The sequence below is a fragment of the Bacillus sp. FSL L8-0528 genome (assembly GCF_038593085.1).
Classification (GTDB): domain Bacteria; phylum Bacillota; class Bacilli; order Bacillales; family Bacillaceae; genus Bacillus; species Bacillus paralicheniformis.
Map to the genome: position 1 here is coordinate 1828562 of NZ_CP151961.1, position 13872 is coordinate 1842433.

At 41.1% G+C, this 13872-nt stretch carries 11 protein-coding genes and 2 pseudogenes; 9 read left to right on the forward strand and 4 right to left on the reverse strand.

What is annotated here, in order from left to right; translation table 11 throughout:
* Positions 1-3 precede the first annotated feature (3 nt).
* The 3 genes from mutL (at position 4) to MHI30_RS09290 (ending at position 4095) form a co-directional block, all read left to right on the forward strand.
* A complete protein-coding gene (mutL, locus tag MHI30_RS09280) occupies positions 4-1914 on the forward strand; it encodes a DNA mismatch repair endonuclease MutL (protein WP_075752743.1) in 1911 nt (636 codons plus the stop codon).
* A gap of 314 nt (positions 1915-2228) precedes the next feature.
* The gene (locus MHI30_RS09285) at positions 2229-2510 is read left to right on the forward strand and encodes a putative quinol monooxygenase (protein WP_075752741.1); all 282 of its coding nucleotides are present in this window, start codon (positions 2229-2231) and stop codon (positions 2508-2510) included.
* Between the two features lie 796 nt (positions 2511-3306).
* On the forward strand, positions 3307-4095 hold the full coding sequence (locus tag MHI30_RS09290; RefSeq protein ID WP_075752739.1) for an alpha/beta hydrolase: 789 nt from the start codon (positions 3307-3309) through the stop codon (positions 4093-4095).
* 234 nt (positions 4096-4329) lie between these two features.
* Here MHI30_RS09290 and MHI30_RS09295 read toward each other — a convergent pair whose 3' ends face one another.
* Positions 4330-4719: a hypothetical protein gene (locus MHI30_RS09295; protein ID WP_075752737.1), complete on the reverse strand. Its 390-nt coding sequence runs from the start codon at positions 4717-4719 to the stop codon at positions 4330-4332.
* Between the two features lie 188 nt (positions 4720-4907).
* Here MHI30_RS09295 and MHI30_RS09300 point away from each other — a divergent pair.
* The 4 genes and pseudogenes from MHI30_RS09300 to MHI30_RS09315 all read left to right on the forward strand — a co-directional run.
* Positions 4908-5021: pseudogene (locus MHI30_RS09300) on the forward strand (ArpU family transcriptional regulator); the annotation flags it as partial.
* 204 nt (positions 5022-5225) lie between these two features.
* Positions 5226-6344 carry a tetratricopeptide repeat protein gene (locus MHI30_RS09305; protein WP_142238604.1) on the forward strand — a complete coding sequence of 373 codons (1119 nt, stop codon included), beginning with the start codon at positions 5226-5228 and terminating at the stop codon, positions 6342-6344.
* Between the two features lie 329 nt (positions 6345-6673).
* A complete protein-coding gene (locus MHI30_RS09310; RefSeq protein WP_342410013.1) occupies positions 6674-8272 on the forward strand; it encodes a T7SS effector LXG polymorphic toxin in 1599 nt (532 codons plus the stop codon).
* Between the two features lie 11 nt (positions 8273-8283).
* Complete coding sequence (locus tag MHI30_RS09315) at positions 8284-8670, forward strand: hypothetical protein (protein WP_075754406.1); 387 nt, start codon at positions 8284-8286, stop codon at positions 8668-8670.
* Positions 8671-9121: 451 nt separating this feature from the next.
* Here MHI30_RS09315 and MHI30_RS09320 read toward each other — a convergent pair whose 3' ends face one another.
* On the reverse strand, positions 9122-10114 hold the full coding sequence (locus tag MHI30_RS09320) for a GTP-binding protein (protein WP_075754408.1): 993 nt from the start codon (positions 10112-10114) through the stop codon (positions 9122-9124).
* Between the two features lie 10 nt (positions 10115-10124).
* On the reverse strand, positions 10125-10517 hold the full coding sequence (locus tag MHI30_RS09325) for a (2Fe-2S) ferredoxin domain-containing protein (RefSeq protein WP_075754410.1): 393 nt from the start codon (positions 10515-10517) through the stop codon (positions 10125-10127).
* A 539-nt stretch (positions 10518-11056) separates the two neighbouring features.
* Here MHI30_RS09325 and MHI30_RS09330 point away from each other — a divergent pair.
* Positions 11057-11543 (forward strand): annotated as a pseudogene (locus tag MHI30_RS09330) (YjdF family protein).
* Positions 11544-11728: 185 nt separating this feature from the next.
* Here the strand turns inward: MHI30_RS09330 and MHI30_RS09335 are convergent.
* The gene (locus MHI30_RS09335) at positions 11729-11839 is read right to left on the reverse strand and encodes a YjcZ family sporulation protein (RefSeq protein WP_020451477.1); all 111 of its coding nucleotides are present in this window, start codon (positions 11837-11839) and stop codon (positions 11729-11731) included.
* A 235-nt stretch (positions 11840-12074) separates the two neighbouring features.
* Between MHI30_RS09335 and MHI30_RS09340 the strand changes: the two genes are divergently transcribed.
* Entirely contained in the window at positions 12075-13493 is a 1419-nt protein-coding gene (locus MHI30_RS09340) for a flavin monoamine oxidase family protein (protein ID WP_142238640.1), read from the forward strand.
* Positions 13494-13872: the final 379 nt, after the last annotated feature.

Sequence of the window (13872 nt, forward strand, 5' to 3'; positions counted from 1 at the left end):
AACTTGGCAAAAATTGTTCAGCTGCCTGACGATTTATCGAATAAAATCGCGGCGGGTGAAGTAGTGGAAAGGCCTGCGTCGGTCGTCAAAGAGCTTGTCGAAAATGCCATCGATGCGAACAGCTCCGTGATTGAAATCGATGTTGAAGAAGCGGGTCTCGCCTCGATTAAAGTGCTTGACGACGGCGAAGGGATGGATGCAGAAGACTGCAGAACAGCTTTTTTGCGTCATGCCACAAGCAAAATCAAAGACGAAAACGACCTGTTTCGCGTCAGAACGCTCGGATTTCGCGGAGAAGCTTTGCCAAGTATCGCGTCTGTCTCACACTTAAGCATTAAAACGAGCACCGGAGAAGGAGCAGGCACCCATTTGACGCTTCAGGGGGGAAGAATCATTTCCGAGCAAAAAGCGTCAAGCCGCAGAGGAACCGAAATTACAGTTACCAATCTGTTTTTCAATACGCCGGCAAGGCTGAAATACATGAAAACGATCCATACGGAACTAGGAAACATTACAGATGTGGTCAACAGAATCGCTCTTGCCCACCCGGAAGTTTCGATCAGGCTGCGTCATCAAGGGAAAACGCTTCTGCAGACAAACGGAAACGGCGATGTCCGCCACGTGCTTGCGGCGATTTACGGCACGGCGGTTGCCAAAAAAATGCTCCCGCTTGAAGCGAGATCTCTTGATTTTGAAGTGAAAGGCTATATCGCCCTTCCTGAAATTACGCGCGCATCGCGAAATTACATGTCATCTGTCGTCAACGGCAGATACATTAAAAACTTTCCGCTCGTGAAAGCGATCCACGAGGGCTACCATACGCTTCTTCCGATCGGCCGCCATCCGATTACGTTCATTGAAATCAACATGGACCCGCTGCTTGTGGATGTCAACGTGCATCCGTCAAAGCTGGAGGTCAGGCTGAGCAAAGAGACGGAGCTTCACGAACTGATTCGCGACGCCATCAAAGACGTCTTTAAACAGCAGCAGCTCATTCCGAGCGTGCAAGTTCCGAAAAAAACCGCACCTCTGATCCATAAACCAGAGCAGCAAAAGCTTGATTTCGACCAGGTACGAGAGCCGGCACCTCTTTCTGATCCTGATGTTGAACGAGAATATAAGCCAGAGCCATCGTTTTCGGCGATGAAATTAAGCTCGGTTGTCAAAGACCCGCCCCCTTCCGCTCCTGCAGAGCGAGAAGAAAGCATTATGCAAGACACCGAGCCTGAATGGCCCGGAGCTGAAGAGTATACGCCGGAAGCCGAACCGACTGTACAATCAGAACCGGAACAGGCAGGCGAAAACGTCCAAGACGAAGAGACGCCAAAAGAAAGGGTGCCGATCATGTATCCGATCGGCCAAATGCACGGCACCTACATTCTCGCCCAAAATGAAAACGGGCTGTACATCATCGATCAGCACGCCGCACAGGAGCGGATCAAATACGAGTATTTCCGTGAAAAAGTCGGAGAGGTCGAACCGGAAGTCCAGGACATGCTTGTGCCGCTGACATTCCATTATTCAAAAAATGAAGCGCTGACGATCGACCAGCACTTGGACGATTTAGCCAAAGTCGGCGTCTTTCTCGAATCGTTCGGCGCCGGCAGCTATATCGTCCGATGCCACCCGACTTGGTTTCCAAAAGGGGAAGAAACGACGATCATTGAAGACATCATTCAGCAAGTCCTTGATGACCGCACGATCGACATCAAAAAACTGCGCGAAGAAGCCGCAATCATGATGAGCTGCAAAGGCTCCATCAAAGCCAACCATCATCTGCGGGACGACGAAATCACCGCCCTGCTCGATGAGTTGCGCAGAACATCCGACCCATTCACATGCCCGCACGGCCGCCCGATCATCATTCACTACTCGACATATGAAATGGAGAAGATGTTTAAGCGGGTCATGTAATTTCCAATCGCTCACAACCCTTGATACTTCAACGGCTGTGAGCGATTTTCATTTTATTGGCCACATTTTGACCACTTTTAGACGGGTTGCTTTAAATCTTGCCGTCTGTAAGAAGAACATTAAGAAGCGGCACGTATTTCGTCCGGTTATTCTCAAGATAGGGATTTAAATAAAAAAGGACTTCTCTTTGAGATGAAGCCCTTTTTTTAGTGGAAACCCATAAGGCAGCCATTAGACAAATTTCGCAGTTGTTTTCATTTTTCGAGAAAATGTTATAATGAAAAGCTATGAAATGATTTGAAGGGGGAATTTGTATGCATTACATAACGGCATGCTTAAAAATTATCAGTGATAAAGACCTCAATGAAATAATGAAGGAATTCAAAAAACTTGAGGAAGAAACGAACAAAGAAGAAGGGTGCATTCAATTCCATGCTTATCCCCTTGAACCATCAGAACGTAAAATCATGCTCTGGGAGATTTGGGAAAACGAAGAAGCTGTTAAAGCCCATTTCACAAAAAAACACACAAAAGACGTTCAAAAACAAGAATTAACGGAAGTAGAATGGTTAATGAAAAGCAATGTGAAGGATTAAAAGGCTCCTTGAGATTTATATAGAGGTGGCCTTAAAATGATCAATACTATCAAATAAAACGGCGGGGCAATTTACAAACTCACGACAGCTCTCGGGTTTATCTGAGGGCTGTTAAGAACAAAAAAGCAGACTCTTTAGGAGTCCGCTTCAGTCATTAATCTGAAACACTGATTGATTTTTTTAGCCGGTGATTGCTTTTTCGGCAACGTGAAACCCTTGTTCTTCCCCAAAGTTACTCGAGTTTGTATGTTCAAGGCCTTTCCAATACCAGTTTTTGATTGGAAAAGAACATATTTGCTAAATAAGTTCAGCCGACGTATGGCTTTAAAAGTACTATAATCGACATTGAATATTTAGTTATAGTCGAAGTTCCAAGCGGATTTCATGAACAAATTTAGAAAGGGCCAAGTAGAGATGATACTTTAAGGATGAAAATCTAGTCGAAGATGACATAATCGATGGTTTTAGGCTATATGGTGACATTTTTCAAAATGTAAAAATCGAAAAATTCAGATAGTTTTTTGATGCCTTGATTGATGAAGATCACGACTTTCAGGAAGAACATTACGACGCAGAATGGTTAGACGAAGTGAATGGTTTTATAACAGATAAGGATTAACTAAAAAAGGAATTATCGTTCCTGCTGTTTATGAAGATGGCGCAATTAACTGAAGATGGAGATAGAAACTCATTAGTATAAGAGCTTATCTACAGCTATAGCCCGGCTCGATTTCGCATCGAGCGGATGGGGTGCTTTCGGATCTTTTGCAGATGCCTCACGTAAAGGGGGAGGAGAATGATGTCTAATAAAGTTAAAATATCTTATGGGCAACATCACTCGCAATATGGTGTATTACGGGTGCCTGAAAGGAAAGAGCCTTGCCCAGTAGTTGTTATGATTCATGGGGGTTTTTGGCAGTCGAGATATGACTTAGAAGAAAATAATCCTATCGCTGAGGATTTAACTAGTAGGGGATATGCCACTTGGAACATTGAGTACCGCAGAGTAGGGGAAGAAGGAGGAGGTTGGAAAGGGACATTTAACGATGTAATTGATGCTATAAATCATCTGTCACAGGTAAAGGAATCTTATCATTTAGACCTGTCAAGTGTAATTGTTATTGGTCATTCGGCAGGAGCTCATTTAGCACTTTGGCTAGCCTCTCGAACTGAAACAAAATCAGATCAAATGTTTAATAAGCTGTTTGTGTCTATCAACAAAGTAATAAGTTTGGCTGGAGTAACAGACCTAAAAAAAATGTGGAAATTTCACGAAGAAAAAGGAATGAAAAGTCATGTATCCGCACTAATGGGTGGGTCACCACAAGAGGTAGCTGAACGCTATAAAGTTGTTTCTCCAATTGAGTTGTTGCCGATAAAAACCGATCATGTTTTAATTCATGGAGTGAAGGATCGCCATGTTCCAATAAAGTTAAGCAAGGACTACTATTTCAAGGCAACCGAACAAGGCAGTAATGTTAGATTAATTGTGCTTCCAGATGTGGAACATTTTAAAATTATTGATCCTACCTCAACAGCATGGAATTCAGTAATTGATACGATATGTTCATCGCGGGTGCTGTGATAATTGCGGCTTCCTGATGTTTCAAGCTAGGTTAATGAGAATTCTACTGATGTCAAATGAAAAAAATAGTAGAAGACTGAAAGCCCATTGCTATTTTTCTTCATTTTTTCAACAGCTTCAGCACTCGATTGAAGCCGACAAAATGGTGGACTTTTTCTATTCTGCTTTGTCGGCCCTTTTCCCCTAATGTTGTATGGTTTGAATGTAATTCTACTTTAATGAATCACATATCAATTAAGGCTCTATAGGGCGAACCATTCCCTGTAGTGCGGCGACAACCTGATCGACATGTCTTTTAGCCTCTTCATCAGTAGTACATTCAGCAAGAACGGTTTCCTCGTAACTTCTGCCCTCAAGGTGTTTATGATAAATCCAGATTTCACATAGCTCTTGGTAAGCTGTACCGGGTCTTTGACCTGTAACTCCTAGATTATTAAATTGATCCACTCCAATTCTGACTAATACATACCCCATCCTGCTTAATAAACGAACAATATTTCTGCGAAGGTGGTCAAGATCTCTAAATGCTCGCATATTCCGAACATAGGTACTGGATTCAATTCCAAATGGACGATGGAAAGATGGGAGGGAAAACGGGTTTACAGGATATTGATCATAAAACAAGCCCTATCACTCCTTTTTATCTTACGAATTATAATAAAGAATTATATTCAACTATTTTTGGACTGGAAGTTTGTCTATACATAATTGTATATTTGCCTAGGTGGTGCAATCTTCACCGTTTAAAAAAGTCCATTATATAAAGTTTATGATTAGGTAGAAGTATATGAATTCTCAGCCTGTTGCTCTCCAAAAAAATAAAGGACATTGAGATTGATATGGAGATGGGGTTGAAAAAGGACAAATACTATCTGGTCAAACGGCGAGCCATTTACAATTTTTCGACAGCTCTTGGGATTATATAGCGCTCCCTTTTAAAAAGCCGCAATAGCATCTAACTTTAATCTCCTAAAATCGCCCCCATTAAATCAATGGTTCTAACTCCTTTCTCAAATTGCTGTTGCGGGAGGAACCGAAAATTTAATTGCGGTGGCCCGAACGTCTTTTTCGAATGATGAAATATTGTTAAAATTTACATCATTAGTATAGTTAAGGGAAGGGTGAAAAGGTTGGATAGAATCTCATCTGCAGAAGTGGGGATGAAAATTACGGAGTGGCACCAGCATATTCAAAAATTCAATGTGACAGACGCCGAAATGCTTAAAGCTGAAATTGAAAGGGATATAGAGGTTATGGAAGAAGATCAGGATTTACTAATCTATTATCAATTGATGGCTTTCCGCCACAGTATAATGATTGAATATATAGCACCTTCGGGTGAAAAACAGATGGAATTATCAGAATATTTGAAGAGAATTGAAGGGAATAAACGAAAATTAGATCATATGCTTACGTATTATTATCATTTTTTTCGAGGGATGTACGAATTTAGGAATGGAAAATATACGAAGGCAATTACTTATTATAAAAAAGCGGAACGTCAATTTCCTGCTATATCAGATACGATTGAAAAAGCGGAATTTTACTTTAAAATGGCTGAAGTCTATTACCATATGAAAATGACCCACGTTTCGATGTACTTTGCAGAGCGTGCATATAACATTTACAAAAAATATGAACTCTATTCTGTTCGCCTAATTCAGTGTCATTTTGTCATTGCTGGGAATTATGATGATTTAGAGAATCATGAAAAGGCTCTTCCACATCTAAATCAAGCACTTAGAGGCGCAGAACTATTAAAAAAGAAAAATCGACAGATATACGCTTCTGCTTTTTATAACCTTGGCAACTGCTATCACAAAATGGACAACTTAAATAAGGCTGCAAGATATATTGAACAAGCTCTAATTCAATATAAATCAAAAAATTTGCCGCAAGCATACCACGACTTGGCGCTAATCAATTTCAAACAAAATAAGTATGATAAAGCCAAGGATTATTACCGAACAGGGCTTAGAAGTGCTGTGGAGCTTAAAGATCATCTGTTTATAAGCCTTTTTGAAGCTCTCGAGTCACTTTATATAAAGCGGTGTGAAACTGCATCGCTTTTTAAAATTTTCAATCGACTGGAAACAAGCAAAGGATTTCCGTATTTGGAAGAGCTGGCATTGTTAGCCGGCACCTATCTAGATTATAATGGAAAAACAGAGGATAGTCTCATCTGTCTTAAAAAGATGGTCTATGCTCAAAAGCAAATATTGAAGGGGGAATGTTTGTATGAAGTCTAAAATGAAGGTCGGTTTAGGGATTATGATAATTGGACTTGGCTTTCTCAGTCATTTTTCGAACAACGATGATATGAACACAGCTTCAAGAAACATCACAAGCGCACCCAATCATTATTTTGTTGTTTAACCTAAAAATGAGTTTTTGGAATATCCTTTTAGCCGTTTAATTAGCGGCTTTTTTTATGTATATCACCCCCTTAACAAATAGGTTTAATGACCTAATCTCAAAGATTCATTTTCATGGATTGACAGGTTTTTTTCACCAATTCTTTTCTATAAAGTGGTAAAATATTTCGAGGTATGTCACTTTAGTATTAGAGGAGAATGCTATGAAGACTCTGGATGTTCAAGCGTTGCACAAAGCCATTGATCAAACGCTGGAACAATTAAAACATCAATCAGACGAATTCGCCAAAGTCAAAAAGGCCGTTAACGGCATCACATCACTTGATGATGCTTTAAAAGGAAAAGGCGGCGACGCGATCCGCGCCTTTTACGAGGAATGTCACACCCCTTTTCTACATTTCTATGATACTTTCATAGAGGAATACAGTTCCGCGCTGAAGAAAATGAAAAGCGCATTGAATTCCCTGGAACCAAACCATAACGGATTTATTTCCCAGTCCTTTCTCGAACACGAGCTGGAGAATGGCTTAAATGCTGCTGATCGCACAACGAAACATTTGGTTTCTAAGACCAACGCCACGATCGCAAAAGTCAGCCATATCGTAGATTTACCGGATTTGAATGACAGCGGTTTTCATGAACAGAATCAGAAAGCGTTAAAGGAAATCAGCACGACTCTTGAAAAGCTGCATGCGTTTGACCGCGAGCAAACAAACGCCCTCAAAACGGCTGAAAACGACCTAGAAACGATGCAGAAATACATTTCAAGGCTCGAAAAGATGTATACCGGACCAAAAATTGAAATCACCGGCTACCAAAAAGGTTCGATTTTAAAGCCGGATGAGATGGATAACCTGAGCGGAAATCAAGAAACAGCGATGGGTGCCATGTTGAAAAAAGTCGGAGACAAAGAAGATGCTGACGTAAACACTCTCGCCGATCCAGATCGATTAAAAAAATTGGCGACACAAAAGGTTTCCAAAAAAGAGTACACTCAAGAGGAATTGAATGAACTAAAAAAAGATTATAGAGTATTTAACGATACGCTTTACCGGGCATACATAGATGGGGATACAATCGTTAAGATCGAACCCGCCTACACCCTTCCAGAGAATGTGGAAAAAAGCGACTTTGCTAAATATTTCGATACAGCGATGGAATTTACAGGTGTGTATGATGGAGTAAGAGCAGCGTTTGGATACGACCTTGCGACAGGTGAAATCGTTAAAGGTAATGGTGACCGTTTGATGGCCGCATTGAATGTCACCCCTTTCGGAAAGGCATTTAAGTACGGAAAGCGCGGCTTCAAGTTATTTAAAGGTGAAGAAGCGGGAAAGAAAGTTGCGAAGGCTGAAAAAGGTGTTAAAGGGGCGGAGAAGGTTCAAACTAGAAAAGAAATTATGAATACCGTTCAAAGCAAAATGAGTCCTGCAGTGAAGAAAATTAAAGAAATTGATCCAAATGCTAAAGTTGGTTATAGAGGCTCATTGGCTACAGGGCAGAAAGGACCGCATAAGGGAAACGCTCCATTTGACCCTACGGATTTCGATATTGATGCTTTCATTGTTAGTGATAAATTAGCCTCAAAGTTTCCATCAAGTTCAAAATGGAGGGCTGGTACCGATATAAAGGAAATCAGGAAAATACAAAAAGAGTTAGATAAAACTCTAAAAAACTCTTTAGATGGATTAAGAAAAACAGATAAAAAAGGGAGACCTGATAAATTAACCTTTAGAATATTTACTCAAGAAGAATATAATAGTAAATTTACAAAAGGAAGCAAAATATTAAAAGATGAATAGGAGAATGTTAGATGGAAAAAAAATATCCGTATTTTAAATGTTTAATTCCAATTACTTCGAATAAGGATATAGATGATTTAGCAAGAATAATTTCAGTTAAATTATTTGGAGGAATACCCTTTGGCGGTATGGAGGAACAAATTTATGAAGAAGTGCCCGCTGTTTTTATAGAAAATCCAATTTTAGGATTTCAGGTAGTGATTCAGGGGTTTGGAGGAGAAAAAGGCTATACCCTGGAAGTTCGTTCACATCCAGAAATTATTGAACCAGATGATGCGGATGAAATAGAAGTAGATATAACTGGATATGTGTCTACTCTACTTGAAGGAACTGACGGTCTACAGATCAGGTATGAAGAACTTCAAAATATGAATCATTATATAGAAATAACCGAATAAGGCAAAATTCAAAAACCTTGAAAGGAAACTATCTTTCAAGGTTTTTAATAAAATCCGACAAAATGGAGGGCTTTTATCCTTTCACCTTTGTCATACAAAGCAAGAAAAATGGACATGAATACCAGAATCCTATACGAGAGCCTACGGACGATGATTTTTTGCAAATATTGTGCAGCTGGTTAGCTGCTTTTTTAATGGCTAGAACTGTGAGACGCACCTTTACCTTAAGTGTTTTTATCCGGATGTATCGAAGGTGTCGTCAGATTCAAAGGAAGGGCGGCTGTAAACTATCGCGCGACAGTTGCGGGAACGCAGGCAAGTCCTTATAAGAACAAAAAGAAAAGCAGGCAATGACCTGCTTAAAAACTCATTTTGCCCTCGAAAAAGACTTGCAAAATCAAATCTCGGCTCTTTCTATTAAGCAAAGAGAGACCCAACAAAGCGAGAAATATCACTTCGCTATGCAATTTTTAAATTGCCGCTCCAGTTCCTCTTTGTCCAAGTCCTTTCCAATGAAAACAAGTTCGCTTTGTTTTGTCTCGTTTTCATTCCACTTCCGATCCGGACGTCCTGAAAACAGCATATGCAACCCTTGGAATACGATTCGATATTCTTCCCCTTTAATATAAAGGATCCCTTTATAACGTAATAAATCTTCTCCTTTTTCCCGTACGAGATAACTCATCCAATGATCCACTTTTGCCAAATCAAGAGGCTTCTCTTCCCGAAAAGCAATAGAAGACACTTTATCATCATGGTGGTGGTGATGATGATCCTCTAGAAAATGAGGGTCGATTTCAAGTTTTCGATTGACGTCAAACGTATTGATCCCCAGTATATCTTTTAAATTGATCTTGCAATCTCTGGCATGCAGCCTCTTAGCCGCAGGATTAATGTTGACAAGTCTTTGCTCCAAGGATATAAGTTCGTCTTTTGATACTAAATCTGTTTTATTGAGGATGATGACGTCAGCAAAAGCGATTTGTTCTTGAGCTTCATCCTGATCATCCAGATGTCTGGTGACATGCTTGCTGTCTACTACCGTGACGATGCTGTCAACTTCAAATATGTCGGACAGCAGTTCATCCATGAAAAAAGTCTGGGCTACAGGTGCTGGGTCAGCCAGTCCCGTTGTTTCGATTAAAACCCGATCAAATGCAACTTTCCCTTGATCCATTGAGAATACGAGAGTTCGCAAAATACGAATCAAATCTCCGCGGACCGTGCAACAGATACAGCCGTTGTTCATTTCCAAAATTTCTTCTTCAGAATCAACGACGAGCTGATTGTCTATCCCGACTTCTCCGTACTCATTGACAATAACCGCAATCTTTTGATTGTGTTTTTCTGTAAGTATTCGATTTAAAAGTGTAGTTTTCCCGGCGCCTAAATATCCAGTGAGGATGGTGATAGGAATTTTCTTTTTAGTTAAAGGCATGATCATTCGACCTCATTTACAATTTTTTCGATACTTTGATTACTTTTTCTTTGTCTTTTGGAATCCCGGCGATGACGCCAGATGAACGCTCGAAACGTTGGCCATCATACAAATGGCTCGCTTTTTCTGTATAATCTTCATTGGTAAAAAGCGAGTCAATCAGGAGGGGGACATCCTCCGGTTTTAAATCTTTATACCATGTTCCTTTCGGATAGTGGATGACCACGCATTTATCTTGGCATCTTCCATTACACCGCGTGCGCGTTGTATGAATGACATCGTCAAGTTCCCGCTCGGAGATTTCTTGCCGAATCACTTGAGTCAGTTCCTCAGCTCCGACCCGATTGCAGCTGCTGCCGTTGCAGATAAAGATATGATGTTTCATATTACTTAAATCCCATGTCGCCATATGTATCTTTCCTCCAAATAAAACAGAATTATTACGATTTGCAAACGGTAAAATGATAAAGAACTAAGCAAGCCCCGGTCGATAACTGTCCCGAAAGGTGATACCGATAACCGGGGAGACGGTGGGATAAGCTCCGCAGTATTTCTTCGTCACCTTGAGCTTTTCACTCCTTTCGCAAGCTCTCTATATTTCAGCCTTCTCTTGCCGCCTTTGGTTGTTTATTTATATGGTCTCTCTTTCAATACGGCGGAACAAAACGTAATTATTACGATTTGTAAATCATTTTATCTCTTTTTCAAGTCAAACGCAAATAGAAGAGGTTAAACGGTGCCAATGAGATCTGAGCAGCTTCTATCCAGCCGCACCTTTACAGTGAGAAGTTCTGAGAGCCTATCTGGCTCAAGGGAGGGATTGCATTATATTATTGTACTGAATATAAAAGCACTTTACCCCTTTTCCTAAACTGGAAAAATTGATAAAATTTTTAGCGGAGAATGAAAAAACACGATTCGGTTGGTAGTCCGGATGCATGATTGATCATGCCAGTAACCTTCCCCTCCTCGGGATGTCCGTCATTCTCTGAAATACATGTTGATGGAGGAGGGAATCGTTATGAAATTAACGGTTTACTATGATGGTCAGTTTTGGATAGGAGTCATTGAAGTTGTGATTGAAGGTAAGCTGAGAGCCGTCCGGCATTTGTTTGGCAAAGAGCCGAAGGATTCGGAAGTATTGCATTTTGTTCATCATCAACTTTTACAGGCACTGTCACATGCAGAACAGGAAGGAGTTGGGCTGGCCGCCCGCCGCCCGCGCAAAATAAATCCGAAAAGGCTGCAGCGGCAAGTGTCTAAAGAATTGAAAAATGCCGGTGTGTCTCATAAGGCGCAAGAAGCGATAAAACAAGAGCTGGATGCAAGAAAACGAAAGAAACAGCGGCTGACAAAAGAGCAGCGGGAAAAGAAAAAAGAACAAAAGTATTTACTCAGAAAGCAAAAAGCGAAACAAAAGCATAGGGGAAAATAGGGTTTCTTTGGAGCAAAGTGAAGCTAAATAGAGGCGCGTTTTCCTGTGTTGTATTAAAAAAAGGCTCTTTTTAAAAAGAGCCTTTCATAATGGCGTCAATAACGATAAGCAAGAGGGGAGAACATGTAAAATAAGGAGAAGGTCATAGGTTATTGCTTTTAAAACGGAACTATTTTAGAACTTACTTAATAGCCTCCATAACCACCGCCGAACCAGCTGGCACCAATGATGATTAAGAGAATGAACAGGACAACAATTAAAGCAAAACCGCTTCCGTATCCGTAACCTCCGCTCATATGTTTCACCTCCCTAAAGATACATAGTTTATCCTATGTCACTTTATAAATTCGGTATAGGATATTGATTTACATTTTTAAAAATAGTTGATCCATTTGCAACTGCGCCCTCATGCGGAGTCTTCGTGCAGAGAGGATGAAAATGGTGATTGGCGTCTTTTAAACGGAATATAATGCAATAAATCCACCTAAAAGGGCGCTGAGTAAATTGAATTTTCAATTAACTGAGGGAGACATGCTTCATATCATCAGGAACGGCCTTCAAACAACACAGTATCCTAAGCATATAATGATCGTTGGTGCCGGGCTGTCCGGGCTTGTCGCAGCGTCTTTATTAAAGAGTGCCGGGCACAGAGTGACGATTGTGGAAGGAAATGACAGAGCGGGAGGACGTGTTTTTACTTCCCGTGCGCCCTTTAGCGAAGGGCTGTATTTCAATGCCGGTCCGATGCGCATCCCCGATATTCATACTTTAACGATGGAATACATTAAGAAATTTAATCTGCCTGTTAATGAGTTTATCAACAGAACCCCCATGGATATTCTTTACGTCAACGGCGTGAAAACCCGTCTTCATGAGTTTGAAAGACATCCGGGTGTTTTAAGATTCCCCGCTGCTCCCCATGAGCAGGGAAAAACGGCTGAACAGCTGATGCTTACTGCTTTGCAGCCTATCCTCAATTTTATCAGCCAAGATCCGGCGAGAAATTGGCGTATTGTTGAAAAACAATACAGAAACGAATCGTTAGGCTCTTTTCTCAACACTCATTTTTCACACGGCGCCATTGATATGATTGGTGTGCTATTGGACATGGAAGCGTACATGGGATTGTCACTTGTCGAAGTATTGAGGGAATCGATCTTTTTTACATCGCCGTCTCGTTTCTATGAGATTACAGGCGGCATGGACCTGCTGACGCAAGCTTTTCTTCCGCAATTGAAGGGCGATATTTTATACCGTCAAAAATTGATGAAAATATCTCAAACTGAAAACAAGGTGACAGCCCATTGTATCCACCAACAGTCGGCAGAACATTCAGCGCTGACAAGTGATTTCGTAATCGTAACAATTCCTTTTTCAGCTTTGCGATTTGTAACATTTGAGCCGTTTGATTCGTTTTCCTATCATAAGCGGAGAGCGATTCGGGAGCTTAACTATATTGCCGCGACAAAAATAGGAATTGAATTTAAGAGCAGGTTTTGGGAAAGAGTCGGGCAGCGCGGCGGCAGATCCATTACCGATTTGCCGATTCGCTTTTCATATTACCCAAGCAGCGGCATAGGGGCACACGGGCATGCTGTTATTTTAGCGAGCTATACGTGGGCTGATGAAGCGCTGATATGGGACAGTCAGCCGGAAGAAGAGCGGATCCGCTATACGCTGAAAAATTTAGCGAGAATATATGGAAATATCGTGTATTCTGAGTTTGTATCAGGCGCTTCTTTCAGCTGGACACAAAATCCTTTTTCAGCGGGAGCATTTACAGCTTTCGAACCTGGTCAGGAATTGGAGCTGTATCCTTATATTCCTATGCCTGAGGGAAGGGTGTATTTCGCCGGGGAGCACGCTTCCCTCACTCACGGGTGGATGCAGGGAGCGATTGAATCGGGAATACGGGCGGCATATGAAGTGAATCAGTCCTCCCGCGTGTAACATGAACTTTGCAAGTATTGAAGGAATGGGGAAGAGTCGCTTTTAAAAGGCGGCTCGTTCGTTTTTATTTAGGCAAACAGACGGATCATGCAATAAACGCCGGTCGGCTGCTTTCTTAACAGTAAGAAATGAGTTCCCATTTATTAAAAACAAGTTTTTAAGAACTTCATTTATAAAAAATTTTAATGCTTATGATACAATTGAATTGCAGATGTAACACGATGAGCGATAAGTGTTTTGCTGAGGTGCATGATCGGATCGCCCGCATTTTTTCGTTAAGAACCCCTCTTTTTCTAACAATAAAAAAGCCCCCAAAACGAGTTTTCCCTTAGGAAAGGCTCATGACATACCGGATTGAATGGCTTAACATGCCGCCGGG